At 71.0% G+C, this 25,183-nt stretch carries 27 protein-coding genes and 1 tRNA gene; 16 read left to right on the top strand and 12 right to left on the bottom strand.

Annotated features, from left to right (window positions below; translation table 11 throughout):
- Positions 1–4 precede the first annotated feature (4 nt).
- On the bottom strand, positions 5–1,201 hold the full coding sequence (locus AB0761_RS38010; protein WP_377273838.1) for an AAA family ATPase: 1,197 nt from the start codon (positions 1,199–1,201) through the stop codon (positions 5–7).
- Complete coding sequence (locus tag AB0761_RS38005) at positions 1,198–2,577, bottom strand: ankyrin repeat domain-containing protein (RefSeq protein ID WP_377273837.1); 1,380 nt, start codon at positions 2,575–2,577, stop codon at positions 1,198–1,200. Before AB0761_RS38005 ends, AB0761_RS38010 begins: the two co-directional genes overlap by 4 nt.
- 119 nt (positions 2,578–2,696) lie before the next feature.
- On the opposite strand from AB0761_RS38005, the gene AB0761_RS38000 reads away from it, so the two are divergent.
- A complete protein-coding gene (locus tag AB0761_RS38000) occupies positions 2,697–2,978 on the top strand; it encodes a hypothetical protein (protein WP_377273836.1) in 282 nt (93 codons plus the stop codon).
- On the opposite strand, the gene AB0761_RS37995 is transcribed toward AB0761_RS38000, so the two are convergent.
- Both AB0761_RS37995 and AB0761_RS37990 read right to left on the bottom strand, forming a co-directional pair.
- Positions 2,969–4,102: a gala protein gene (locus AB0761_RS37995; RefSeq protein WP_377273835.1), complete on the bottom strand. Its 1,134-nt coding sequence runs from the start codon at positions 4,100–4,102 to the stop codon at positions 2,969–2,971. The two genes, AB0761_RS38000 and AB0761_RS37995, sit on opposite strands and share 10 nt — an antisense overlap.
- Positions 4,103–4,156: 54 nt before the next feature.
- Positions 4,157–4,232: transfer RNA gene (locus tag AB0761_RS37990), tRNA-Cys, on the bottom strand.
- 205 nt (positions 4,233–4,437) lie between these two features.
- Here AB0761_RS37990 and AB0761_RS37985 point away from each other — a divergent pair.
- Both AB0761_RS37985 and AB0761_RS37980 read left to right on the top strand, forming a co-directional pair.
- Positions 4,438–4,680, top strand: a complete 243-nt coding sequence (locus AB0761_RS37985; protein WP_377273834.1) for a hypothetical protein — start codon at positions 4,438–4,440, stop codon at positions 4,678–4,680.
- Positions 4,677–5,105: an acyl-CoA dehydrogenase family protein gene (locus AB0761_RS37980; protein WP_377273833.1), complete on the top strand. Its 429-nt coding sequence runs from the start codon at positions 4,677–4,679 to the stop codon at positions 5,103–5,105. Before AB0761_RS37985 ends, AB0761_RS37980 begins: the two co-directional genes overlap by 4 nt.
- Before the next feature lie 975 nt (positions 5,106–6,080).
- Here the strand turns inward: AB0761_RS37980 and AB0761_RS37975 are convergent.
- Positions 6,081–8,051 carry an FAD/NAD(P)-binding protein gene (locus AB0761_RS37975; RefSeq protein ID WP_377273832.1) on the bottom strand — a complete coding sequence of 657 codons (1,971 nt, stop codon included), beginning with the start codon at positions 8,049–8,051 and terminating at the stop codon, positions 6,081–6,083.
- The gene (locus AB0761_RS37970) at positions 8,048–9,049 is read right to left on the bottom strand and encodes an amino acid ABC transporter permease (protein ID WP_377273831.1); all 1,002 of its coding nucleotides are present in this window, start codon (positions 9,047–9,049) and stop codon (positions 8,048–8,050) included. Before AB0761_RS37970 ends, AB0761_RS37975 begins: the two co-directional genes overlap by 4 nt.
- Positions 9,050–9,691: 642 nt before the next feature.
- Here AB0761_RS37970 and AB0761_RS37965 point away from each other — a divergent pair.
- The 10 genes from AB0761_RS37965 (at position 9,692) to AB0761_RS37920 (ending at position 18,514) form a co-directional block, all read left to right on the top strand.
- Positions 9,692–10,831 carry an LLM class flavin-dependent oxidoreductase gene (locus AB0761_RS37965; RefSeq protein WP_377273830.1) on the top strand — a complete coding sequence of 380 codons (1,140 nt, stop codon included), beginning with the start codon at positions 9,692–9,694 and terminating at the stop codon, positions 10,829–10,831.
- On the top strand, positions 10,828–11,346 hold the full coding sequence (locus AB0761_RS37960) for a GNAT family N-acetyltransferase (protein WP_377273829.1): 519 nt from the start codon (positions 10,828–10,830) through the stop codon (positions 11,344–11,346). The genes AB0761_RS37965 and AB0761_RS37960 overlap by 4 nt, the downstream gene beginning before the upstream one ends.
- A gap of 4 nt (positions 11,347–11,350) precedes the next feature.
- The gene (locus AB0761_RS37955) at positions 11,351–12,319 is read left to right on the top strand and encodes an ABC transporter substrate-binding protein (protein WP_377273828.1); all 969 of its coding nucleotides are present in this window, start codon (positions 11,351–11,353) and stop codon (positions 12,317–12,319) included.
- 32 nt (positions 12,320–12,351) lie between these two features.
- Positions 12,352–13,386 carry an amino acid ABC transporter permease gene (locus AB0761_RS37950; protein WP_377273827.1) on the top strand — a complete coding sequence of 345 codons (1,035 nt, stop codon included), beginning with the start codon at positions 12,352–12,354 and terminating at the stop codon, positions 13,384–13,386.
- Positions 13,387–13,397: 11 nt separating this feature from the next.
- A complete protein-coding gene (locus tag AB0761_RS37945; protein ID WP_377274529.1) occupies positions 13,398–14,150 on the top strand; it encodes an amino acid ABC transporter ATP-binding protein in 753 nt (250 codons plus the stop codon).
- Positions 14,151–14,210: 60 nt separating this feature from the next.
- Positions 14,211–15,209 carry an ABC transporter substrate-binding protein gene (locus AB0761_RS37940; protein ID WP_377273826.1) on the top strand — a complete coding sequence of 333 codons (999 nt, stop codon included), beginning with the start codon at positions 14,211–14,213 and terminating at the stop codon, positions 15,207–15,209.
- A 126-nt stretch (positions 15,210–15,335) separates the two neighbouring features.
- Positions 15,336–16,487 (top strand): LLM class flavin-dependent oxidoreductase, encoded by a 1,152-nt coding sequence (locus tag AB0761_RS37935; RefSeq protein ID WP_377273825.1) that lies wholly within the window; start codon positions 15,336–15,338, stop codon positions 16,485–16,487.
- The gene (locus AB0761_RS37930; RefSeq protein ID WP_377273824.1) at positions 16,484–17,815 is read left to right on the top strand and encodes an NtaA/DmoA family FMN-dependent monooxygenase; all 1,332 of its coding nucleotides are present in this window, start codon (positions 16,484–16,486) and stop codon (positions 17,813–17,815) included. Before AB0761_RS37935 ends, AB0761_RS37930 begins: the two co-directional genes overlap by 4 nt.
- Positions 17,816–17,912: 97 nt before the next feature.
- On the top strand, positions 17,913–18,089 hold the full coding sequence (locus AB0761_RS37925; protein ID WP_377273823.1) for a hypothetical protein: 177 nt from the start codon (positions 17,913–17,915) through the stop codon (positions 18,087–18,089).
- Positions 18,086–18,514: a nucleoside deaminase gene (locus tag AB0761_RS37920; RefSeq protein ID WP_377273822.1), complete on the top strand. Its 429-nt coding sequence runs from the start codon at positions 18,086–18,088 to the stop codon at positions 18,512–18,514. Before AB0761_RS37925 ends, AB0761_RS37920 begins: the two co-directional genes overlap by 4 nt.
- Before the next feature lie 41 nt (positions 18,515–18,555).
- Here AB0761_RS37920 and AB0761_RS37915 read toward each other — a convergent pair whose 3' ends face one another.
- Positions 18,556–18,732, bottom strand: a complete 177-nt coding sequence (locus AB0761_RS37915) for a hypothetical protein (protein WP_377273821.1) — start codon at positions 18,730–18,732, stop codon at positions 18,556–18,558.
- Between the two features lie 265 nt (positions 18,733–18,997).
- Between AB0761_RS37915 and AB0761_RS37910 the strand changes: the two genes are divergently transcribed.
- Complete coding sequence (locus tag AB0761_RS37910) at positions 18,998–19,087, top strand: putative leader peptide (protein WP_377273820.1); 90 nt, start codon at positions 18,998–19,000, stop codon at positions 19,085–19,087.
- A 133-nt stretch (positions 19,088–19,220) separates the two neighbouring features.
- Entirely contained in the window at positions 19,221–19,778 is a 558-nt protein-coding gene (gene ssuE, locus AB0761_RS37905; RefSeq protein ID WP_377273819.1) for an NADPH-dependent FMN reductase, read from the top strand.
- Between the two features lie 403 nt (positions 19,779–20,181).
- Here the strand turns inward: ssuE and AB0761_RS37900 are convergent, their stop codons facing one another.
- Together AB0761_RS37900 and AB0761_RS37895 are read right to left on the bottom strand one after the other, a co-directional pair.
- Positions 20,182–20,550 carry a VOC family protein gene (locus AB0761_RS37900; protein WP_377273818.1) on the bottom strand — a complete coding sequence of 123 codons (369 nt, stop codon included), beginning with the start codon at positions 20,548–20,550 and terminating at the stop codon, positions 20,182–20,184.
- A gap of 38 nt (positions 20,551–20,588) precedes the next feature.
- On the bottom strand, positions 20,589–21,362 hold the full coding sequence (locus AB0761_RS37895) for an oxidoreductase (RefSeq protein WP_377273817.1): 774 nt from the start codon (positions 21,360–21,362) through the stop codon (positions 20,589–20,591).
- Positions 21,363–21,442: 80 nt separating this feature from the next.
- Here AB0761_RS37895 and AB0761_RS37890 point away from each other — a divergent pair, with 80 nt between their 5' ends.
- A complete protein-coding gene (locus AB0761_RS37890; protein WP_377273816.1) occupies positions 21,443–22,021 on the top strand; it encodes a TetR/AcrR family transcriptional regulator in 579 nt (192 codons plus the stop codon).
- A gap of 26 nt (positions 22,022–22,047) precedes the next feature.
- Here the strand turns inward: AB0761_RS37890 and AB0761_RS37885 are convergent, their stop codons facing one another.
- The 3 genes from AB0761_RS37885 to AB0761_RS37875 form a co-directional block, all read right to left on the bottom strand.
- Positions 22,048–22,248 carry a hypothetical protein gene (locus AB0761_RS37885; RefSeq protein ID WP_377274565.1) on the bottom strand — a complete coding sequence of 67 codons (201 nt, stop codon included), beginning with the start codon at positions 22,246–22,248 and terminating at the stop codon, positions 22,048–22,050.
- 231 nt (positions 22,249–22,479) lie between these two features.
- The gene (locus AB0761_RS37880) at positions 22,480–23,904 is read right to left on the bottom strand and encodes a selenium-binding protein SBP56-related protein (RefSeq protein WP_377273815.1); all 1,425 of its coding nucleotides are present in this window, start codon (positions 23,902–23,904) and stop codon (positions 22,480–22,482) included.
- Positions 23,905–24,109: 205 nt separating this feature from the next.
- On the bottom strand, positions 24,110–25,174 hold the full coding sequence (locus AB0761_RS37875; RefSeq protein ID WP_377273814.1) for an MBL fold metallo-hydrolase: 1,065 nt from the start codon (positions 25,172–25,174) through the stop codon (positions 24,110–24,112).
- Positions 25,175–25,183 lie beyond the last annotated feature (9 nt).

The following is a 25,183-nucleotide window of genomic DNA, read 5'->3' as shown; positions in this document are numbered from 1 at the left end:
CGGGTCACCTGCCGCCGGGCAGCGCACCGGACAGCTGCAGCAGTTCCAGGAACCCGTCGATGCCGCTGGGTACGGGCCAGTCCGGGTCGCGCAGCGCCGCCAGGTCGACGGCCGCCTGCGCGGCCACATCGGGCACACCCGCCTCCACGGCTTTGGCCAGCACCGCCCAGCCGGCTTCCCATCGCGGTTGTGTCAGACCGCTCTGCACCGCGGAGACCACCGCGGTCAGAAAGGCCAGCTGCCGGTCGCCGCGCTTGGGCAGGGCGAAGGCTTCCGGATCGGCCAGCACCCGGTCCGGGTCGGGCAGGTCGAGCTGGTCGAGGTAGGACAGCAGCTCGATGCCCGTGCCGTCGCCGACGGTGCCGGTGAGCGCAGCCGCGATCGCCTCCTGGCCGGCGCCGCCGGCATAGGCGGTGGCCAGCAGCCGCAGGGCGGCCTCCCAGGTCCGCGGCGAGGGCCAGGCACCGCCGCGGCCCTCCGCATCGGCGGGCATATGGTGCACCAGTCCGGGCCGGGCGGTGAGGAAACCGGAGATCGCACCGCGTGCGCGGGCGATCGCACCGGGCACCCTCGCGGGGTCGACTACCGGGACGGACACCGTCGGCCAGGTCCCGGCCATACCGCGAGCGACGGTACGGGGGTCGTGGGTCCAGTGCAGATGAACGAAACGGTTCGCCAGCGGAGGGCTCAGATGCCAGCCGTCGGCAGCGCTCGACGGCGGGTTGGCGGCAGCGACGATCCGCACCGGCTCAGGCAGGGTCAGACTGCCGACCCGGCGCTCCAGAACCACCCGCAGCAGCGCCGCCTGCACCGCAGGCGGCGCAGAGGACAGCTCGTCGAGGAAGAGCAGGCCCCGTCCCGCCTTCGCCAGCCGGACCGCCCAGTCAGGTGGAGCCATCGGTACGCCGGTGACGGCGGGATCGTCGCCGACGATCGGCAGACCGGCGAAGTCGGACGGCTCGTGCACGCTGGCGATCACCGTTTCCAGCGGCACCCCGAGCCGGGAGGCGAGCTGCTCCATGCCCGCCGACTTGCCGATGCCCGGCTCGCCCCAGAGCAGCACCGGCTGGTTGGCCGACACGGCCAGGGCCAGCGCCTCCAGTTGGGCGCTTGCGGCGGGTTCGGTGCGGTGCGCCCGCAGCTGCCGGTTGAGACTGTCGGCAGCGGCCAGCGGATCCGCCGTGTCGTGACCGGTGCTCACTCGTCCCCGTCCTTGTCGTCGTCCTCCTCGTCGCCGAACCACCAGTCGACGCCGATGCCGGGAAACTCCCGTTCCACCCGATCCGCAAGAAACCGCAGTTCGCGCCGACGGCGACGGCGGATCAGCGAACGCAGCGACCAGCCTTCGCTGTCCACGACGTCGATCCTGGCCCCCAGGTCGAGCAGCGCCTGGACCAGCGCCGGGGAGCCCCGGTCGCCGACGGCCACATGCAGCGGCGTACGGCCGTGGTGGTCCTTGGCTTCGAGGTCGAGCCCGGCCTTCAGCAGCCGGGGCAGCAGTTGCTCGTGGTCGAGCAGGTGCAGCAGATGCAGCAGCGTGTGCTGCCTGCCGTCCCGTACCCGGGGGTCTGCTCCGGCGTCCAGCAAGCGGAGCACACCGGGGGTGTCACCGTGCTGGACGCGCAGAAAGAGCTCTTGGCGCTGCTCGCGCAGCGCCCGCGGCAGCCGGCCGGTGCCGGACGTCCATGCCTGCTGTACCGCGAAACACCCGGCGACCGCGCCGCCGAAGGCCCGCATCGCCTGCTCGCGCCGCTGCTCCTCGGTCGTGTGCGGTAGTTGCAGGGTCCCGTCCTGGCAGACCACCTCGTGCCATTCGCCGCGGCACCGCACCCGTACCGGGTCCGACGCGGGAGGCCCGGCCTGCGAGGACCGGGACAGCCTTTCAGTCGACGGCAGATCGGGGAAGAGCGAGGCGCGGACCAGGGGGTGCAGCTGCTCCGGGGTGATCCGGCCGGCCCGCAGCAGGTCCAGGTCGGGCAGCCGACGCCAGCAGGCCTCAGGCAGTGAGGGGATGTCTGCGGGACGGGCCCGCTCGGCGCACCGGACCCGCAGGCCCCCTTCGGATCCGGTGCGTTCGACAAGGATCGAGGCGCGCCAACTGCGCGGGATCTGCAGCCTGGCCTCGGTGTCCGTGCCGGTCAGCCGCTGGACCTCAGGTATCAGCCTGCTGGCGACCAGCGGCATGCTGCCGAGCACCTGCAGCGGGTCCACGGTGTTGTACCGTGCCTGCACCACCGTGGTGTCCAGTTCGACGCCGGCGGCGGCGAAGGCGGCTTCCAGGTTCCCGCCGAGCTGCAGCAGGGTGACCCATTCGGTGAGGGCCGCCGGGTCCTGGTGGCCGGGGTGGGATGTGGGAAGCTCCTGCCCGGTGAGCGCGGTGCCGTCGGGGTGGAAGAACGGCGCACGACTCCCGCCGCCGATGCGGTGGCGGAGCTCGGCGGCCTCCCGTCCGTCCCACAGATATCGGGCGGTTCGCCAGTTGTGTTCGGCGTCCGGCTCGTAGCCGATGGTGTCCTTGCCGATGGCGGCTCTCTTGCCGAAGGCCAGGACCAGTCGCTGCGGGCCGTCGACCAGCACGGGCGTACCGAGATGCAGGCAGGGCTCGCTGCCGGCGGCACCCTCAGGCTCGCGTACTCGGCGAGCACGATCACCTGCTTGGTGGCCGCGGTCGTACGCCCACCCAGAACCCGTGGCAGATGCCAGCGCAGCAGATCCGGGGCGAGGTGGTGAAGGTCGTCCTCCAGGCGCTGCGCGACCGGGTCGCCGTACGCCGCAGCGACGTCGGCCAGGTCGAAGGCGAGGTCGACACCGGCCGCGGCGCAGGCAGCGCGCCAGTCGCCGGCCAGCCGATGCCCGGTGGCCTGCTCGATCATCCAGCGGGGCACCGCATGACGCCGGATCCGCTCCCAGCTCGCGGCCTCGTCGGGCGGCAGGATGGCAGCCGGGGCGGCGGTGGGGACACGGGTGGTCATCGGTAGATGCTCCCGATGGCGTGCAGATCCGGGTGCACCCCCGCGACAGGGCGGAGCCGAGGTGCCACAGCACGCTTCACAGCGCGGGGCACCCCCGGGCCCATGCCCAGGTACTCCAGCCGGGTGCCTGGGGGCAGCGCTCCCAGCAGCGCCTTGGCGCCCCGGCCGGTGATCCCGGTGTGGCGGAGTTCGAGTCGGCGCAGCGGGCTGCCTGGCAGCGCGTCGGCCAGCGCAGCCGCGCCGGAGTCCCCGGTGGTGTTGGCGGGGGCGCCCAGGCTGCGTTCGGAGGGCGGCCGCCCCAGGTCGAGCGCCTCGATCCCGTCGAGCGCCCCGGCCAGCGCGGCGGCACCCTTCGGCCCGATGCCGTTGCCGCCGAGCCCGAGCCTTATCGGTCGGGCGGGGTCGGCCGCCTCAGCCAGCACGGCCGCACCCCGGTCGCCCAGGTGGTTGGCCGGGAGGTAGAGCTCGCGGACGCCTGTGTCCCGGATCAGGGCCGCCAGCAGCGGCGCTTCCTCGGTGGTGAGGCCGTTGCCGCCGAGGAAGAGGCGATCCAGCGGGTACGGACGGTGGGTCAGTGCGTCGAGCAGCGCCCGCAGTCCGGCGGCGGTCAGGCCGGTGTTGACCAGGTCGAGGGTGCGCACTGCGGTGTTTCGGCGCAGCATGGCCGCGAGGGCACGGACGCCGTCATCACCGATGGGGTTGCGTTTGAGCCAGAGCCCTCGAACCGTGCTGTCCGCGGCCAGGCGGTCGGCCAGCGCGGCGGCTCCGTCGGCGCCGATCCGATTGCACCCGAGGTACATCGTCTGCAGGCCGTGGCCGGGCACCAGGGCGTCAGCGACCGTGTGGGCTCCGGCGCCACCGATGGCGTTGGTGCCGAGCAGCAGGTGCACCGCGTGCGGTGAGGCGGCAACGGCGGGGAGCAGCCGCGCGGCACCACGGGGGCCGAGGCCCTGCTTGCACAGGTCGACCCGTCCGTCGGCGCGCAGCGTACCGAGCGGGAACGTCTCGTCCGCCTCAACCAGGGCGGGTGCGGCCAGCCGCTCGAGGAGCGGTTCGAGATCCGCCGGATCGGCGAGCGGCATGTCGGGGTGTTCGATCGCCGGGCAGCGCACCGGTGTCGGCTGCGTCATCAGCACTCCAGGGCCGGGGTCGGCCGACGCCGTCGGCTCTCGTCGAACGGGAGGTGGCAAGGCCGGTCGGATTCGAACCGACGTCCTCCAGCTTGCTGCTAGGGCGCGACGACCTCTGCGCTACGGCCTTGCCGCGCACAGCGTAGCGAACCCCTCCGACACATGATCACTCCCCTGCCTGGTCGGGCGGCGGTCGGCACGGGATGCCTTCCTCACTCCCTTCGACCAGTGGCCGGTGCATGCGCAGGCATGTGACGGAGCGCCCATGTGCGACCCGCACTCTGCTCGCACCAGGAGGCGGGTCCACCTGGCCCTTGTCCGCCTGAGCAGACCTCGTGGACGGGCAGCACACGTCGCGGCCGACCGCCCTCGGCGCCCGCCGCAAGCCCGCCGCCCCCAAGCCGATCGTCTACACCGTCGAGGCCATGACCGCCATCGGCGGCAACCGCTGGACCAAGGCTGGCAAGGACCGCATCTACCTCGGCTGGGCCGAGTTCGCCGGCCTGGAGGTCAGCCGCTACAACAGCGGCCGGGCCACGTTCCGGCTCCTGCGGACCCGCATCCTCACCCACCCTTGATCGCCAAGAACCGCGTCGCGTTCGGAGCACGACTCGCCGACCAGGGCGTCGTCCAGGACCTCATCGCAAGGTCGAGGATCGAGATCGACCAGGCCCGCCTGTACGTGCAGCGCACCGCCTGGCTCATCGACCAGCACGGCGCAAAGGGGGCGCGATCGGAGATCGGCGGCATCAAGGTCGCGGCACCCAACGTGGCCACCACCGTGATCGCTCGCACGATCGAGGTCTTCGGCGGGGCAGGCCTGAGCGACGACACCCCCCTCGCTTACTTCTACGCCTGGGCACGCGTCCTGCGCATCGCCGACGGGCCCGACGCAGTGCACCGCCGCACCATCGCCCGCCTCGAGCTGAACGGCAAGACCCTGCGCGGCGGGGCCGGCCCCGCCGCGCTCGCCTCCGCCGTCCCGCCGGGCCGGCCAGCATGAACACCTCTTGCGCCGACCGCGTAGCGATCATCACCGGGGGCACCGGGCACCGGGGTCACGTCCGCTGGAGTGGTGTATCGACGGCCACTCGGTGATCCATTTGTAGGTTATGCGGTGGGGTCGCCGTGGTTGGCGGGGTCTCCTTCGATCAGGTGAAGGCGGCAGCGGCCGAGGATCTCGGGCCCCATGTGGCGGCGCTGTTCCGCCCATTCGTCATCTCCGCGGTGGCTGTGTCCGGCCGGGGCAGGCTCATTCCGGTCTGCACCGGAGGTGCCGTCGCCTCAGCCGCCACGGGCTCGGCCGGCAGAGCCGAAGGGCACGCTGCGCCGCATCACGGACACGGACGAAAACCAGAGCCCGCACCGCACAGCGCACAGGAAGACGGGCCACAGCAGCCCGGTCCGCGCAGCGACCAGAGCCAGGAGTCGGCTCCGCCCGCCCGGAGCCTGACGGCCCGCACCGCCCGGTCACGGGGCGGTCGGGAGTCGCGGGCCCGTATGCGCAACGAGGACGGTCGCGCCGTTCGCGCGGGCATCCCGCCGACGCGGGCGGCACTCCTCACTCCCCCGTCCGTGGGTTGGTGCCGCCGGGCCACGACGAGGAGCAGCTGCCCGTGCGGCCGGTGGTGGCGCTCCAGTGCACTCACCGCCCACGGCAACCCCTCATGGCAGAAAGTGGTCGACGATCGGGCCGTCGAAGCGGCGGGAACGATGCTGAACAGGCGATAACCGAATGCGACGGGGCCTGCAGGTGGCTGGCTGCCACCCGGCAGGGACCGATGGCCTGGTCGTCGCCGGGTGGCCGACCCGGGCCCCGCCACCGCCGTGCGCGGCGTCACTCGTCCCCCAAGGCCGATGTGTCGCCCTGCGGTCGGGGTGGTCGGCCACGCCGGCTTCCGCTTCGGCGGAATGCCGACGGTGGCTGTCGTACGGGTGCGCCGGGCGGAGACCACGTCGAGCGGCACAGCCCTCGATGTCAGGCGGAGTGCACCAGCTCCTCGGTGCCCTGGTCCTGGGTGCCCTGGTCCTGGTTGGCGGCCAGGGACCGGAGGAGGGCGCGGGCGGTGGCGTCGTTCTGGCGGAAGCCCGGGGAGTTGCTGCGGGGCCGGGCGAAGGCCGCCGCGGCACGGAGGTTGGTGTGGGCGCCCAGGGCGAAGCGGCGCGGGTGCGGTCCGGTGGCCGGGTCGAGGATGCGGCCGTCGGCGGGGGTGATGGTGAGCAGGCCGGAGCGGTGGGTGTGGGTGGCATCGGAGACGACGTCCTCGGTGACCGCGCCGGCGGCGTGCAGCTGGCGCAGCAGCGGGTCGCCAGTGCGGTCGAGGGACGGCCTGGGCAGGTAGGCCTCGATCAGCGCGGTTGCCGTGACCGTGTGGCCGGGGACGGAGGGGCTGGAGGCGACGAAGGTGCCGGTGGCCTCGTCGGCCCGGATCCGGATGTCGGCGCCGAGGAAGCGGACGACGCCGGCCCGGGACAGAGCCAGCAGCTCGCGCAGCCGGAAGCCGGGCGGCCCGGAGGCGAGGTAGCTGAAGAAGCCGAACCACCAGCCGTCCACCTGGTGGGCGATCGAGTCGGCCGTGAGCCTGCCGGAGGCGAGCACCCGTGGCAGCTGGCCGAAGAGTGAGAGCAGGGCGAGGAAGGCTCCCAGGTCGGCACTGTGCGCGGGGTCGGCGCGGCGGGTGACGTCCAGCGCGATGTAGTCGCGCAGATGCTGCTGGAAGGCCTCGGGCGTGGGGAAGGCGAGGCCGGTCAGGGGGCGGTCGAGTGCCTCGAAGTCCAGCCTGTCGGCGGGGTCGGGCACGGAGGTCGCGACCAGGGCACGGAGGTCGGCGGAGTACCAGTCGAGGCGGTCGTAGGCGGCGAGGAAGTCCTCCCAGGGCAGGGCGGTGCGCTCGGCATGGGCGTGGAAGAGCTCGTGGTAGTGGCCGAAGCCGATCTCCTTCGCCATCAGCGGCCACAGGTCGCGTCGCAGGTCGAGCGGCCCGCCTGGGGCGAGCAGTGCGTCGACGGCGGCGCTGCCGAAGTAGCGGGGCAGGGGGGCGGGCGGGCCCTGCAGCCGGTAGCCGGTCTTGGAGTGGTACGGCACGCCGCGCCGTGAGCCGACGTGGATGACCGGCTCCCGGCCGGAGGGCAGATAGGTCAACTCGCCGGTCGGCTCGGTGCGGTACGTACCGCCGCGGCCCTCGGTGAGCAGCACCGTCAGATCCACGAAGGCCAGTCCGAAGCCGCGCAGCACGACCTGCTCGCCCGGCCGCAGCGTGGAGAGGTCGGCGTCGGCGGAGAACTCCGGCGGGAGGTGGAACCGGCCGTGGCGGGCGGCGAACTCGGCCAGAGCGCGGTGCCCGGCGCCGGGTGCGGCGTCCAGGTGGCCCTGGGTGAGGACGACGGCGTCGGCGTCCAGCGGTGCGGCCTGCCCGGCCAGTCGAACCCGTTGCGGTCCGTCGGCGGGTCCGGTGACGGCGGTGGCGGTGGCGTGGTGCGTCTGCACGGTGATGTGCGGCGGAAGTTCACGCAGCGTTCGGCGGAACACCCAGTCGAGGTAGGCGCTCTGCGCACGGCGGGTGGGGAAGTCGGTGGGGGCAAGTGTGCGGAGTTCGGCCAGGACCTCGGGGTCGCCGGGTTCGGCGTACGGTTCGAAGCGGGGCGAGCGGCCGGAGAACTGCCCGGCCCACTCGGCCAGCGAAGGTCCGGGCCGCACCGGGCCCTCGATGGTGGAGGACTCGTCGGTGAACATGGTGACGTCCTCGGCCATGGAGTTCATGCGCAGCAGCGGCGACTGCTCGTGGCGCCAGACACGGCCGGGGCCGGGTGGATGCGGGTCGACCAGGTGGATGTGCAGGGGGCGGTGGGGCCGCAGCTCGGCGGCGTTGGCGGCGATCCGCTCCAGCAGTCCGGTGCCGCGCGGGCCGGCGCCGACGATGACCAGGGTGGCGGGCTCCAGGGGGCTCACCGGTCGCCGTCCAGGCGGACCTCGGCGTCGGCGGCGGTGGCGGTGCGCAGCCGGGCGCGCAGTGCGGCAGTCTGTCCGCGCAGTCGTTGCAGCGGGGTCGGCGGCAGCCCGCGGGTGGCGCCGCGCGCGTAGTACCGCTCGACGTAGAACTGACCGGTGCTCAGCACGCTGGTGATCGCGATGTACCACAGGGTGGCCACCATCAGCAGGGGGATCACCTGGTAGGTGCGGTTGTAGACCAGCTGCACGGAGTAGAGGAGGTCCTGTACGGCCAGCACGCTGACGATGCTGGTGCCCTTGAGGGTGCCGATCAGCATGTTCCCGGCGGTGGGCACGATGGACCGCATCGCCTGGGGGACGACGATCCGGCGCAGCACCCTGGTCCTGCCGAGTCCGAGCGCCTGAGCGGCCTCGATCTGTCCTGCGTCCACGGAGAGGATGCCGCCGCGCACCACCTCGGCGGCGTAGGCCGCTTCGTGCAGGGTGAGGCCGATCACGGCGGTGGCGGTGGCGCCCAGGAGGTTCACCGTCCTGATGCTGATGAACTCGGGTCCGAACGGGATGCCGAACCCGAGGGTCGGGTACAGGGCGCCGATGTTGAACCAGAAGAGCAGCTGGACCAGGATCGGGGTGGAGCGGAAGATCCACACATAGCCCCAGCTCAGTGTGCGCAGCACAGGGTTGGCGGACAGTCGCATCACGGCGAGCAGGGTGCCGAGTGCGAAGCCGAGTGCCATGGTGAGGGCGGTCAGCCACAGGGTGAGCAGCAGTCCGTCGAGTACGGCGATGGTGGTGAAGTAGCGGCCGACGACGTCCCACTGGAAGGCCTGGTTGCGGAGGACGGAATTGACCACCATGGCGAAGACCAGCAGGGCGGCTGCGGCGGCGACCAGCCGGCCGGGGTGGCGGCGGGGCACGAGCTGCGGCTCGGCGTCGGGGGCGGGGGTCTTGGGCCGTGGTACGGCGGCGACGGGTATGACGTCTGGGGATGCGGCCATGGCAGGCCCTCCGGGAGGGAGTCGCGGGCGGCGGCTCGCTGCGGCGGTGCACGCAGCGGTGCACGGGCTCGGCTGCGACCGGAGGACGGTCGGCCGGGGCCCGTCGGCGTCATCACGCACGCCACGTCCCTCAACGCGGCGGGACCGGCTGCCGGGTGAACGGAGCCGATCTGCTTCGATCGTACGTGTGCCCGAGGTGCGGGTGTCAAGCAAGCGCCTGGATCCGGACGGTGGTTGACGAACTCCACAGGTCACTGCTCAACTATCGGGGTGAACGCCGAACAGCGCCTGGTCAGCCGTGACCACATCGACTTCGGTCGAGTGTGGTCCGCGGCGTGTTGTCGCGCCTGATTCGGCAGCGGGCCGCCTGATCGGCCCCTCCCTCCCTCGGTGAACCCCGTCGCGGGCCGAGTTCTGCTCCCTTAGCCGCCGCAGCCCTGCACTCAGGGCTGCCCGTCGGCGTAGGGATCCCGGGCGCACGCTGCCGCTTTTCCCCCTGGACGCGCTGAAACCGACGCGTCATCACGCCTGCTGTGCCGCACCAGAGCCGTACCCGCCCTTCCGACCACCATCGCGTCCGCGCGCAGGGGCTTCCTTGCCATGCCTGCGTACGGCTGCGCCCTCCCCGAAAGGCAGACCACCATGCCTGTGGAGTTCCTCGGCATCGCCGCCACCAACGACGGCTCGGAGACGAGCCCGCGATCCGGTGCCTCCTTCGACAAGGACTACACACTCAGGCTCGCCCGTGCCCATGAGGACCACGGCTGGGACCGCGTGCTGTTCGCCTACGGATCCGGCTCGCCCGACCCCGCGCCGGCCGCCGCGTATGTCGCCGCCAGGCTGGACAGGCTGCAGATCCTGCTCGCCCACCGGCCGAACGTCTCCTATCCGACGTACGCCGCCAAGACCTTCGCCACCCTGGACCGGATCAGCGACGGCCGGCTCACCGTCCACTTCATCACCGGTGGCAACAACCACGAGCAGCAGCGCGAGGGTGACACGCTGACCAAGGACCAGCGATACTCCCGCACCCGCGAGTACATCCAGATCGTCAAGAAGATCTGGACCACCCATGAACCCTTCGACCACGAGGGCGAGCACTACACCTTCCACGACTTCGTCAGCGACGTCTTCCCGATGCAGCAGCCCCGCCCCGGCATCTCCTTCGGCGGCTCGTCCCCTGCGGCGTACGCGGCCGGCGGCGCCGAGGCCGACATCTTCTGCCTCTGGGGTGAGCCGCTGGCCCAGACCTCCGAGCAGATCGAGGCGGTGAAGGCGGCAGCGGTCGCGGCGGGCCGTACCGATCCGCCCCGCTTCCAGGTCGCCTTCCGGCCGATCATCGCGCCGACCGAGGAACTCGCCTGGGAGAAGGCCCACCGCACGGTCGACACCATCCGGGCCCGCCGGGAGAGCGGCTCCCTGGTGCGCGTACACCACCACACGGGCGCCGCACCCGAGAACACCGGCTCGCAGCGTCTGCTCGCCATCGCGGAGAGCGGTGAGCGGCACGACCGGGCGCTGTGGACCCCTACCGCCGCTGTCACCGGCGGGGCCGGCAACTCCAACGCCCTGGTCGGCACCCCCGAGACGGTCGCCCAGGCGCTGCTGGACTACTACGACCTCGGTGTGGACATCCTCTCCGCCCGCGGTTACGACCTGCTGGGCGACGCCATCGACTTCGGACGGTACGTCATCCCGATCGTCCGCGAGGAGGTCGCCAAGCGCGACGCCGAACGCACGGCCGGGCAGCACCGGCCCGGACTCGCGGCGGTGCGCTCATGACGTCTGTCGCCGAACCGTCCGCCGGCCTGGCGGTGGTCCGGGCTGCGGTCTCCGACCCGCTGGTGGAGCCGCTGCTGCGGGAGCTGGAGTGGGAGTACTCGTCCCGCTACGGCACCGACGCCCGCGGTGAGATGAACCGGTATCCGGCCGAGGAGTTCGCCCCGCCGCACGGTGTGCTGCTCCTGCTGCTGGAGGACGGCGAGCCGATCGCAGGCGGCGCGTTCCGCCGGTACGACGACTCCACCGTCGAACTCAAGCGGATCTGGACCCACTCCGCCCACCGCCGCCGCGGCCTCGCCCGCCGGGTGGTCGAGGAGTTGGAGCGGGAGGCCGAAAACCGCGGCTACCGCCGGATCTACCTGACCACCGGGCCGCGCCAGCCCGAGGCCCGCGGCCTGTACCTCGCCACCGGCTACACGCCGCTGTTCGACACGGACGCCGACCCGGAGACCATCGGCCCGCTGCCCTTCGAGAAGCACCTCGATCCGCACTCCGCCAGAACCAGGAAGGCCTGACCCGGTGAACGCCCGTTTCGCGCGCCACCACCGCCGTGGACGCCGCCCGACCGTCGCAGCCGCCGCCGTGCTGCTCCCGCTGCTGGCGCTCACCGCCTGCGGCTCCGGTGCCGGTACGACGTCCGCGGCGGCGCCCGGGGGCAGTGCCTCGCCCGCTCCCTCGGGGGACGTGGTCGCGGGGCTCAAGAAGATCGACGCCCTCGCTGCCCTGCTCCCGGAGGACATCCGCACGGCCGGCGGCGTCCGGGTCGGCAGCTCCGTCGGCGCCCCGCCCAGCGGGTACTACCCGGACAACTCCAGGACGCCCGTCGGTCTGGACATCGACGTCACCGACGCCGCCGCCAAGCTCCTCGGCCTGACAGTGGACCGCGAGGTGGCCAGTTTCGAGACCATCCTCCCGGCGCTCGGCAGTGGCAAGTACGACCTGGGCACCGGCAACTTCGGCGTCACCACCGAACGCCTGAAGTCCATCGACTTCGTCACCTACATCGACGACGGACAGGGCTTCGGCGTCAGCCGGAAGAACACCGGCTTGAACCAGGTCACCGATCTGACCCAGCTGTGCGGCCTGACCATCGGCACCGGCGCGGGCACCACCTTCGAGTCCACCCTGAACGCCAACAAGGATGTGTGCGCCAAGGCCGGCAAGAAGCCCTACGAGGTGAAGGTCTTCGCCGAGAGCGCGGCGATTCTCACCAGCCTCCAGCAGGGCCGTATCGACGTGGTCATGTCGACCATCAACGGCCTGCGCTACCAGGCGGCCCAGCCCGCCGCCGGGGTCAGGTTCCTGGGCGAGTTCCACCGGCTCGACGTGGGTTTCGCGTTCAAGAAGGGCTCGAAGCTGACCGCCGCCTTCCAGGCGGCCGTCAACGAGCTGATCAAGGACGGCACGTACGCGCGGATCCTCGCCAAGTGGGGAACCACCGGGTCCGCCATCTCCGAGTCGCAGATCAGCCCGCCCGAGCAGCAGTGACCGCCCGAGAAGCTGTGAGCAGGAGCATCACCATGGGACTCGCCCCCAACCCCCCGGCGCTCGCCCAAGACCCGCCGTCGCCGGCCGCACCCGATGCGGCCGACCCCGACGACCTCGCCTCGCTCAAGGTCGTCCCCGCCCGCCACTACGGGCGGTGGGTCGCCGCCGCCATCGTCCTGGTGATCGTCTCGCAGTTCATCCACGGCCTCGCCACCAACCCGGGCTGGGACTGGAGCACCTTCGCCGACTTCCTCACTCTCGACACGATCGTCCACGCCGTCGGGGTGACCCTCCAACTCACCCTCTACGCCACGGTGCTCGGATTCGCCCTCGGCATCGTCCTCGCGTTCATGCGGCTGTCGGACAATGCCGTACTGCAGACCGGCGCCTGGACCTACATCTGGGCATTCCGCTCCATCCCGCTGATCGTCCAGCTGCTGTTCTGGTTCAATCTCTCCTACCTCTACCGGCGGCTCGGCTTCGGCATCCCGTTCGGCCCCACTCTGTGGTCCTTCGACACCAACGCGCTGGTCGGTGCGATCGGCGCCGCTGTCATCGGACTGTCCCTGCACGAGGCCGCCTACTCGGCCGAGATCGTGCGCTCCGGGGTGATCTCGGTCGACGGCGGCCAGCTGGAGGCGGCCGCCGCCCTCGGCATCCCCAGGCTGCGGCAGCTGCGCCGGATCGTGCTCCCGCAGGCGATGCGTGCCATCCTCCCCAACGCGGCCAATCAGGTCATCTCGCTCTTCAAGGGCACCTCGATCGTCTCCGTGATGGCGATCGGCGAGCTGTTCTACCAGGTCCAGGTGATCTACGGCCGCAACGGCAGGGTCGTGCCGCTGCTGATGGTCGCCACCGTCTGGTACATCCTGCTCACCACGCTGCTGTCCATCGCGCAGTACTACGTCGAGCGGTACTTCGCCCGCGGCGCGGAACGCGACCCGCCGCCCACCCCGCTGCAGCGGGCCCGAACCTTCGCCCGCAACCTTCGCACGGCCGCCGCGCAGCGCACCGAGGCCGTCCAACCGGGCATCCTCGCCCTCAAGACCCCTGGAGGTGCCGAGTGAGCACCCATGTGATGGTGGACGTCCGCGGCGTCCACAAGAGCTTCGGCCCGCTGGAGGTACTGCGCGGGGTGGACCTCCAGGTCCGCACGGGCGAGGTCACCGTCATCCTCGGCCCGTCGGGCTCCGGCAAGTCGACGCTGCTGCGGAGCATCAACCACCTGGAGAAACTCAACCGGGGCTACATCAGCATCGACGGCGAGCTGATCGGCTACCGCCGCGCCGGCTCCAAGCTGCACGAGCTGAAGGAACGCGAGGTGCTGCGCCAGCGCACCCACATCGGCTTCGTCTTCCAGAACTTCAACCTCTTCCCGCACCTCACGGTGCTGGACAACATCATCGAGGCGCCGGTCTCTGCACTGCGCCGCCCCCGCCAGGAGGCCGTGCAGCAGGCCGAGCGGCTGCTCGCCCGGGTGGGTCTGGCGGACAAGGCCGACGCCTACCCCCGCCAGTTGTCCGGCGGGCAGCAGCAGCGTGTCGCCATCGCCCGGGCGCTCGCCCTTGAACCCAAGGTGCTGCTCTTCGACGAGCCGACCTCCGCCCTCGACCCGGAGCTGGTCGGTGAGGTCCTCGATGTCATCAAGGACCTGGCCCGCACCGGGACGACCATGATCGTCGTCACCCATGAGGTCGGCTTCGCCCGTGAGGTCGCCGACACCGTGGTCTTCATGGACGGCGGCGTGGTCGTCGAGCAGGGTCCCCCCTCCGAGGTGCTGGACAGGCCGCGGCACGAGCGGACCAGGGCCTTCCTGTCCAAGGTCCTCTGACGTCCCGTCGCCCCGCCTGTCCGCCCCACCACCTGTCCGCCCCGCCGCAAGGAGAAACCCGTGTCAACCCGCTTCCCCCGCCGTGCCGCCGGTACCGCCTTGGGGCTCGCCGCCACCCTTGTCCTCGCAGCCTGCAGCAGCTCCGCCTCGACCGGCGACACCACCACGGGCAAGGCAGGAGACACGGTCACCACGACCGACGGAATCAAGATCAATCTGACCGCCGACCAGAATCGCACCACCACGGCCAAGGTGGACTCCATAGCCGCTCTCGTCCCGGCGGCGATCCGCAAGAGAGGCACCCTGGAGGTCGTCGAATCGACCGGTTCCGCCCCACCGCTGGGCTTCTACGCCACCGACAACACGACCATCATCGGTGTCGAGCCCGACATCGCCTCACTGGTCGCCGACGTCCTGGGCCTGAAGGTGCACTACAACGCCGTGGAGTGGGCGCAGATCTTCGTCGGCCTGGACAGCGGCAAGTACGACGTCGGCTTCAGCAACATCACCGACACCGAGGAGCGCAAGGAGAAGTACGACTTCGCCACCTACCGCCTCGACAACCTCGCCTTCGAAGCCAAGAAGGGCACCAGCTGGAAGGTCACCGGGCCCAAGGACGTGGCGGGCAGGACCATCGCCGTCGACAGCGGCACCAACCAGGAGAAGCTGCTGGTCGAGTGGAGCAAGGAGGATGTCAAGAACGGCCTGAAGGCCGTCGACATCAAGTACTACCACACGACCAGCGACACCTATCTGGCACTCAGCTCCGGCCGCATCGACGCGTGGCTCGGCCCCAACCCCTCCGCCGCCTACCACGTCGCAACCGCCGGGCAGAGCCAGATCATCGGTACCTACTCGGGTGCCGGCGCCACCCTCCAGGGCAAGATCGCGGCCACCACGAAGAAGGACAACGGCTTGGTCAAGGCGCTCAACGAGGCCCTCAACGCGGTGATCAAGAACGGTACGTACGGCCAGGCCCTCAAGCGCTGGGGCCTGTCGAACGAGGCCGTCACGACGTCGGAGATCAACCCGCCCGGCCTGCCCAAGACCAACAGTTGACCCAGGCCGCCACGTCGGCGCCACAGCACATCGTGGAGCCGACGTACGGGTGTTCCGTACGCCGGCTCCACGATGCACCCTCGACCGTCAGCAGATCCTTCCCTCCCTCCCGAGGAAGCCATCGCCATGCCCCGCGAACTGCACCTCTCCGCCGCACTCGACAGCGCCGGACACCACCCCGCCGCCAGGCACACGGCCGGTGTCGACCCGGCCGAGCTCTACACCGCCCCGTACTGGACCGCGCTGGTACGCCTCGCGGAGCAGGGCACCCTCGACTTCGTCACCCTCGGCGACTCGTTCGCCCCGCCCGAGGACCGCGACAACCGCGTCCGGGGCCGCCTGGACGCCCTCGCGACCTTCGCCCGCGTCGCCCCCGAGACCAGCGGCATCGGCCTGGTCCCCACCGTCACCACCACCCACACCGAGCCCTTCCACAGTTCCATCTCGCTCGCCACCCTGGACTACGTCAGCGAAGGTCGTGCCGGCTGGCTGGTGGACGTCTCCACCACCGAGGCCGAGGCGCGCGCCATCGGGCGCCGCGAGGCCGCGGCCCCGCCCGAGCTGTGGTCCGAGGCCGCCGACGCCACCGAGGTCGCCGCCCGGCTGTGGGACAGCTGGGAGGACGACGCCGAGATCCGCGACACCGCCACCGGCCGCTTCATCGACCGCGACAAGCTGCACTACATCGACTTCGACGGCCCGCACTTCTCGGTGCGCGGTCCGTCCATCGTCCCCCGCCCGCCCCAGGGACGGCTGCCGATCGTGGTCGCCCTGGACCCGGCCGACCCCGACGAACGCTGGGCTCTCGCGGCCGCGTACGCCGACGTGGTGCTGCTCGGTGCCCTGCACCCCGAGGCCGCCCGCGCCGCCCGCGAGGTCGTACGGCGCCGCGCCGCCGAGGCGGGACGCGACCCCGGCACAGTGCGGGTGCTGGTACGGATCGCCGTCACCCTGGCCGACACCGCCGAGGCCGCCCGCTCCCGCGCCGCCGAGCTGGACGCCCTGGCCCCCGCCGACCAGACCGGCACCGTCTCCTTCACCGGAACCCCGGACGGGCTCGCCGACCTGCTCACCGAGTGGCAGGACGCCGCAGACGGCTTCCACCTGCTGCCGTCCGTGCTGCCCGCCGACCTGGCCGCGATCGTCGACGGCCTGGTGCCGATCCTCCGCAACCGGGGCCTGTTCCGCCCCGCGTACACCGGCCGTACGCTGCGCGAGCACCTCGTCCTGAGCCGTCCCGCCAACCGCTACGCAGCCGCCGCCGAGGTGACCCGATGACAGACCGTCCGCTGAAGCAGATCCATCTCGCCGCCCACTTCCCCGGCGTCAACAACACCACGGTGTGGCAGGACCCGGCCTCGGCCAGCCAGATCGACTTCTCGTCCTTCGTGCACCTCGCCCGGACCGCCGAACGCGGCACATTCGACTTCTTCTTCCTCGCCGAGGGCCTGCGGCTGCGGGAGAGCAAGGGCCGCATCCACGACCTCGACGTCGTCGGCCGGCCCGAGTCCATCACGGTCCTGAACGCCCTCGCGGCGGTGACGGAGCACCTGGGCCTCGCCGCCACGGTGAACGCGACCTTCAACGAGCCGTACGAGCTCGCCCGCCGATTCGCCTCGCTCGACCACCTCTCCGGCGGCCGGGCCGCCTGGAACATCGTCACCTCCTCCGACGCCTTCACCGGCGAGAACTTCCGCCGCGGCGGCTACCTCGACCGCGCCGACCGCTACACCCGCGCCGCCGAGTTCGTCGAGGTCACCCGCAAGCTGTGGGACTCCTGGCAACCCGACGGCGCACCACGGACCGTCCAGCACAGCGGACCGCAGTTCGACATCACCGCCACATCCACCCTTCCGCACGGCCCGCAGGTGCACCCCGTCCTGATCCAGGCCGGGGACTCCGACGAGGGCCGGGAGTTCGCCGCTGCCACCGCCGACATCGTCTTCAGCCGCCACAGCACCCTGGAGGCCGGCCAGGCCTTCCATGCCGACGTCAAGGGCCGACTGGGCAGGTACGGCCGCAAGCCCGACGAGCTGAAGATCATGCCCGCCGCCACCTTCGTACTCGGCGACAGCGAGTCGGACGCCCAGGAGCGCGCCGCGCACATCCGCCGCCAGCAGGTCAGCCCGCAGACCGCCATCGCCTTCGTGGAACGCGTGTGGGGCAGGGACCTGTCCGCCTACGACCCGGACGGCCCGCTGCCGGACATCGAGCCGGAGCCGGACAGCGGCCTCATCAAGGGCTGGGCCCACGCCGGCGACCGGTTCGGCATCGCGGCGCGGTGGCGGGCCCTGGCCGAGGAGAAGAAGTTCTCCATCCGGGAACTCGCCATCGAGCTCACCGCTCGGCAGTCCTTCATCGGCACTCCCGAGTCGGTCGCCGCCACCATCAACGAGTTCGTCCAGGCCGATGCCGCCGACGGCTTCATCCTCGTCCCCCATCTGACCCCGGGCGGGCTGGACGACTTCGTCGAGTACGTCGTCCCGCTGCTCCGGGAGCGCGGTGTCTTCCGCACCGAGTACGCCGGCCCCACCCTGCGCCACCACCTCGGCCTGCCCATCCCGTCCGGCCCCGGACTCCCCTCTCTGACCCGAGCCGCACAGTAACCGCGGGGTAGCCTCCGAACGTTCAGGTCCCCCGTCCAGTTCGGCTCCTGATCCAGCCACTTCACGACCGAGTACCACGCCCGCCAGGCGGCAAGGCATGGTGATCCACTGGCACGTGCAGCGCAAGAACGTCTGGCCGCTTGGCGCCGAGGCCGTCGTCCTCGACCCGCACAACGGCGACCCCCGTGAGACATGCCACCCGCAGCCGGGTTGGCACGCACTCGCCACCGTGGCCTCGCACTTCCACCCACCCCGTACCAGGGAGCAGTCATGATCACCCCCGACGACAACGCCCTCCTCCGGCGGGCCGTCGCGCTCGCCGCCAAGGCCCGCGAGAGCGGCAATCCGCCGTTCGGTTCGCTGTTGGCGGGACCGGATGGGACGGTCCTGGCAGAGGCGCACAACACGACCCTCACCGACAGGGACATCACCGCCCACCCGGAGCTGAAGCTGGCAAGGTGGGCCGCGAGCGAGCTGGAACCGGCCACGGCGGCGGGAACCACGATGTACACGAGCTGCCAGCCTTGCGGGATGTGCGAGGCGGTCATCCAGAGGGCGGGACTGCGGCGGGTGGTGTTCGCCCTGTCCAACGAGCAGCTTTCGGCCATCAGACCGGGCAGCGGCCAACCACCCGTGCCGCAGGACGGCCCTGCGCTGTTCGAGGAGGTACGGGCCGTGGTGGAGGGGTACCACCGCTGACCGCCCGACATCGGGGGCGTCAGCCTCGTTCCCCCTCCTGGTCAGATCGCCTCGGCCGAGCCGGCTTCGACCGACCCAGGGGTGGACCGGCCGGAAATCGAGGTGAGCACGCCGTAGCCTCGGACGTCGTGCAGCACGGTCACGCGCTGCCGCTCGGCCGTCGCGGCGATGAGCCGGCCAGGCATGGACAGGGCCCGGTTTCCCTTGGCGGCCGGCACCGGACAGCGTCATCAGTGCACGCAGCAGCCGAAGCCCCTGCGGCGGTCACTGGAGCGGGCCATGATGCACAGTCGGATGGGCCCACCGAGACATGTCCTGCCGTCCGCTCGTGACCACCACACTGTGTCCCCAGCCGGGCGCCAGTGCTCCCCGAGCACGTGAGTCGATCGAACTCGTATGCAGGGAGATCTCTAACAGCCCATCGCGGATCCATGGCTGGCTCCGGGTCGACTGATCGGCCTGGGACCTGCTTGAATCGAGGGCATGAACAAGCGCAGTGACCTCACGCGTCGACGCCACGTCGACCTCGTGCGTGTGTCCAGCGCGGTGTGTTCCTGTTGCGCCGGGTGCTGACCGGCTCTCCCCCACGTTCTTCCACGGCTTGCACCAGGCCGCCTCGTCATCCACGGGGCCTGCCGGCCGATCGTCCGTGCATCTGCGCCCCGCCGCGTGCCCCATGCAGGCACTGCTCTCACAAGGAGTCCTCATGCCCATTGTGCTCTCCGTCTCCGGAAGCCCGTCCCCCACCTCGCGTACCGGGCGTCTGCTGCGCCACCTCGACGCGCGCCTGACCGCCCAGGGGCACGACGTGGTCCCGCTCGACGTACGCACGCTGCCTGCCGAAGCGCTGGTCGGAGCCGATCCCTCACATCCCGCGATCGTCCGCACAGCAGGACTCTTCGAGCAGGTCGATGGTGTGGTGATAGGAACGCCCGTCTACAAGGCGGCCTACTCGGGACTGCTCAAGTCCCTGCTGGACCTCCTGCCCCAGTACGCGCTGCGCGGCAAGGCCGTCCTGCCGCTGGCCACCGGAGGCAGCTCCGCCCATGTCCTGGCCGTCGACTACGCGCTGCGTCCGGTGCTCACATCGATGGGCGCCGACCATGTGCTGCCCGGCTGGTTCGTCGTGGACAAGCACATCACGACCGACTCCGCCGGAACGGTGTCCATTGAGCCCGGCACCGCCCGTGAGCTGCACCGAGTCCTCAACGGCTTCTCCGATGCGCTCCACGCCCGCCGCACGGTCCCGCTCGCCGCCGGATGACACGCCCCTTCTCGCACGCCCGAGGGGACAGACCATTGACGGCGAGTCGGGCACATCCGCACACCCTCCGCATGACCCGTGGAGGAGACCGAGCTCCGTTGCCGGTGCGACACGGGCGTCGGGTCGGCGCCCATCGCGCCGGGGCGGTCCGGCACCGGCAGAGTCGACGGATCATCAGCTGCACGGCGGCGTGCAGGGGACTACGGACACCCGTGCAGCCGACTTCGCAAGCTGACACCCTCCGCGCGGAAGAATGGACCTATCTGTCACCAAACCCTGTCAGCAATCACCATCGGATCTGATGGGATCGGCGCCGCCCCGAGGCCCCGGAATGTCCGGGTTCATTGGCCCCCTGCCGCGCCTGTCGTCATTCGATCGTTTGCCGACAGGCGGTGGGGGCGTCTCAGGCCGCGCGCAGGCAGAAGGGATGTCCGGCCGGGCTGGCGTAGACGCGGCTGCCGGTGCGCTCCTCCGGGGTGATGTCCTCGGTGGGCCGCAGTCGGGTGGCGCCGGCGTCGGTGGCCGTACGGTCGGCGGTCGCGAGATTCTCGACGGCGAAGTCGAGGTGCATCTGCTGGGAGGTGCCGTCCGGCCAGTTCGGTGCGACGTGTTCGAGGGCGGACTGGACGACGAGGACCGGGAGGCCGGGGGCCTGGATAAAGTGATGGGTCGGCGTGCGATGGATCGAGCCGCCCAGCAGCCGGTGCCAGAAGGCGCCCTCCGCCTCGATCTCGGCAGCGTCGATGATCACGGAACTCAAGGTGATGGACATGGTGATTTCCTGTTCTTTGCGCGGGTCCTGGTCGGTGCTCAGACAGTCGGGATGATGCCGCCGTCGACGCGGAACTGCGCCCCGGTGAGCCATTTCGCGCGGGCGGAGGCGAGGAAGGCGATCATCTCGGCGACATCCTCGGGATCCCCGGGGCGGCCCATGGGAACGTTCAGGCGGTCCACGATCTGCTGCGTGACCTCCTCGGTGGTCACGCCCTGCGCCTCGGCCATGTGCCGGAGGTGGGCGGTGGCGCCGTCGGTGACGACGAAGCCGGGAAGGACGCAGACCACACGCACGCCGCTTGCGCCGACCTCGGTGGCCAGTTCGCGGCTGTAGGTGTTGAGTGCGGCCTTGGCGGCGGCGTAGGACGCCTCGGTGCGCTGGGGCAGTTGGCTCGCGATCGAGGACACGTGCACGACGACGCCGGAGCCCCGCTCGACCATTCCCGGCACCAAGGCCCGGTCCAGGCGTACGGCGCCGAGGAGGTTCATCTCCAGGTCCGCCAGCCAGGACGCGTCCGACCGGCTCAGGGTCGGCGCCGGGGCGCTGGCCGCGCCGGCGTTGTTCACGAGCACGTCCACTCCGCCCACCTCGTCGATGACCCGGTGGCCGAGCTCGGCCACCCCCTGCTCCGTCGAGAGGTCCGCCGCGAGGAAGGTGGCGCCGCTGTCCTCCTCGGGCCGGCTGCGGGAGGCCGTGAACACGGTCGCGCCCGCGGTGACGAAACGGCGCACGGTCGCCGCGCCCAGGCCCCGGCTGCCGCCGGTGACCAGTATGCGCAGGCCGTCCAGGCCCTCGTCGGTGTTCGGCATGGGAATCTCCTCCATAAGATGAACCTGACTCCGGAAACGGTACACGTAAACGGAACCGGACTCACCTTATGGAGGTTTCCTTGCCGTCACCACGCCCGATGCGCGCCGACGCGCGCCGCAACCGCGAGGCTCTTCTGTCCGCGGCCCGCAAAGCGTTCCTCGGCGGCGACACCGACGCCCATGTGGAGGACATCGCCCGCAGCGCCGGCGTCGCCGTAGGCACGCTCTATCGCCACTTCGAGACCCGCGAGGCGCTGATCGAGGAGGTCTACCGCAAGGAGGTCGACGACCTGTGCGCCGCTCCCGACGACCTGCTGAACCAGCACGCCCCGGAGGAGGCCCTGCGACGGTTCCTCCTGCTGCTCGTGGACCACGCCGCCGTGGGCAAGGGGATGTCCGTCGCGCTGGAGAGCATCATGGCGACCGACTCACCGGTCTTCGACGATGCCCGCACTCGCATGGGCGACGCCCTCACCCAACTGCTCCACGCCGGCAACGCGGCCGGTACTGTCCGCGGCGACGTCACCGGCCCCACCCTGCTGCGGGCCCTGGGCGGCATCTGCGCCATGCGCGTGACCGAGGGATGGCTCGACGAGGCCCGGCAGATCACCACCCTCCTCCTCGACGGCTTGCGCCACGGGGCGCCGCGCGCGAGCTGAGCCGAAGGACGCGCGTGCCCGGTGCGTTACCCCTGCACGCTCCCGTCATCGCCCTCGTCCAGGTCCGGGGGGTCCGGATCACGCAGCGGGCGCAGGGCGCCGGCGGCCGGGACGCTGGCGGCGAAGCTGTAGCGGCCGAGCAGGTTGAGGTTGCGGTGCTTGAGCGGGGACAGGCGCGCGATGTCCTCATTGCAGACCTCCAGCCAAGGCAGGGGGGATCGGCACACGGCGATGTGCCACCGTCAGACCTCCCGCACCCAGATGGCGCGCGATGCGCAGCCGATCAGGCCCGGACGGTTTCGAACCGCTGGGCTCCTGCTGTGCACGTTCGCCCTCTCGGGCCTACGAGCCGTCAGTCCGACGTGCCGGCAGCGGAGGCGCCGTCGCGACCCTTGCCCTGCCGGCGCCGAATGCGGCGGTAGCCGCCGCGAGCGCCGGTACCGGCGGAGCACAAACCATCAACGGCGGTAGCAGTACGAATCCGAGGAGGCGTCGCCGCCTTGCAGGCGCGTCTGGTGCACGCGCAGGCCCAGGAAGTCCGGGCCGTGCGGGAAGAAGCGGCCGTCGACGGTGAGCCCGCCGTGCGAGGTGTCGGCGTCGAGTTTGACCATCCACGGGTCGATGCCCGCGGGATAGACCTGCGCGTCCCAGGCGGAGTACAGGGAGTTCGTCAGGTACACGCGCCGCCCGTCGCGGCTGAGCTCGACCATCTGCGCTCCGCCGGTCAGCGGAATGTCCGACTCGGCGGGATGCAGCCGTGGGCCGACGACGCCGCCAAGACGCACCGACGCGGTCTGCCTCGGATGGAACGGGTCGCTCACGTCGTACTGGAACAGGTCGCCGGTTCCCCAAGCGGACACGTACAACCACTGGTCGTCCACCGACAGGTCGATGTCGGTGATGAATGGCGGCACGGCGCCGAACGGCTGCAGCGCCGGCGGCAGGTCCTCCGTTCGCGCAGGCTCGGCGGGGACGGTGATCACCTGGCGGACCACGATGCCCTCGCCCTCCCGGTTCCACAGCCACACCGACGCCGACAGATCCTCCACGTTGACCACGGTGTTCGTGAACCCCCACGTTGCCTCTGGGTCGTGCGCGGGGCGCAGCTCCAGCACCATCTGGTTCTCGTCCCCCAGATCGACGCGCTGCAGGTGCCGACCAGAGTCCAGCTCCCAGAAGTGCAGCGAGTGGCCGTACTGGCGACCAAGCAGCAGTTCGGGGACAAGGCCGTCCTCGATCATCGAGGGGGACCCCCACTCACTGGTCACGGCGATGTTCTGGCGCAGATGCCACCAGACGTCGTAGGCGAGTCGCTGCGGCCCGCGGTCGCTCTCCCAGGCGCCCAGCACTTCGAAACTCTCGTGGTCCAGCAGCGCGACGCCGCCGGGCCCCTCCGCACCGTCCGCGCCGCCCAGGCAGGACAGGAACACTCCGTCGGGGCCGCAGTGGAGTGTGTGCGGACGCGAATATCCGGCCTTGGCGGCCAACTCTTCGGACTCGACCACCTTGACCAGTCGCGGGTGGGCGGGATCGGGGCTGGTGTCGAAGATGTGCAGCCGGGACGAGCGCAGTCCCGGGACCATGAGGTAGCGCCGCGCAGCGTGATGATGACCTGCATGCGCCAGCGCGCTCGAGCAGGCGTTCCAGCCGAAGTGGTGCAGTTCGTTGCCCGAGCCGGGCAGCTCGGCGTGGGAGATCACGCGGCCGTACAGGGGTGATTGCGGGTCGGTGCCGACGGTGAACAACGCGTCGCTACGCTGTGCGTCCGGGTCGAAACCGACGACATAGGCGAGCGTCTCCGGGGGCGCGGCGACGGCGTCGGCCGGAGTGCGGTACAAGGTGGGGTCACTGTGGTGGTCGCGGTCGTGCTCAGTCGTCCTCATGGCTGTTCCTTACTCCCGAACGGGAGCCTGGGTCCTGGGGACTCCCGACAGGCTGCCGGGCTCACCCGTTCGAGTTCGATGCGCAGACGCGGGGGGACGGATATGCCATACAGCGAGCGTTTCACAGCCCCGGCGCCCCTGCCCGTCGGCCTCGCCGAGGTGCTGGGCGACGAACCCGCGCAGGTCAGCGGCGACCTGATGTACCTCACACGCCGCGATAGACGAGCGTGGTGAAGAGGTCCGGGCCGATGACCCCCTGCCCCCACTTGGCGTCGAAGTGCTGGGTGGGCTTGGCCGCAATGGTCTGTTCAACCGTAAGGCCCCTGCCCTTGAGGTCGGCGACGCGGTTGCGAATGGCGACGAGCATATTGCGGTACTCCACCAGATCGGCGCGCCTTCCGACCGGCCCATGCCCGGGAACGACGATCGTGCTGTTGCCCACCATCGCGATGTTCTGGTTTGCAGCCTGGATCATCCCGTCGATGCTGCCGCCGACCTCGTGGTCGATGAACGGGTAGAGACCGTTCCAGAAGGTGTCGCCGGTGAACAGCACGTCCGCCCTGGTGAAATAGGCGGACAGGTCGCCGTCGGTGTGGGCGGTGCTGTAGGGACGCAGCCGCACCGGATTTCCATCGACGGTGAACGTCCTCTCGGCGGCGACGAGCACGGTCGGTCGGGCGGCGGCAGGGACTGGGGTGAAGGTGTGCGCCCATTCCACCACCCGGACGGACTTGCTCAGGTCGCGCAAGGTGTGGGGGGTGGCGATGATCGATGCCCCATGCTCGTGGACCCAGATGTTCCCGTCCGTGTGGTCCCAGTGGTAATGGGTGTTCACCAGATACCTGATGCGGGAAGCCCCGAGCTTCTGCAGGGCGCTTTCCAGCCGCTGGCGAGGTGCGCCCGAGCCGGAAGCTGCGGCGATGCCGGCGTCCACCATGAAGGCGCCGTCCTTGCTCGGCAGCACGCCGATGTTTCCGCCTGACCCCTGGAGCAGGTACACGCCGCCCCGAAGCGGCGTCACGGTGATGGGGCCCCGGGCGGCGGCGGCGTTGAGCACAACGTAAGGGTTTTTCTGCACGTAGGGCGGCGGAGTACTCCCCGGTGCAAGCGCGGGTGGCGCGCCTGCGGCGTCGATCACATGGTGAGGGGTTCCGTGCAGGCTGGGTGGCGGCGTACTACCTGATGCAAGCGTGGGTGGCGCGCCCAGGGAGCACGCCGCCAGAACCGCGGCGATCGCCGCCTTCCCCAGGGTGTTCATCTCCCGTTTCATGGCAGAAGC

Origin of the sequence: Peterkaempfera podocarpi (assembly GCF_042466665.1) — a bacterium.
Taxonomy (GTDB): domain Bacteria; phylum Actinomycetota; class Actinomycetes; order Streptomycetales; family Streptomycetaceae; genus Peterkaempfera; species Peterkaempfera podocarpi.
Note: the sequence above shows the minus strand (reverse complement) of the source record. Positions and strands in the feature narration are given on the sequence as shown.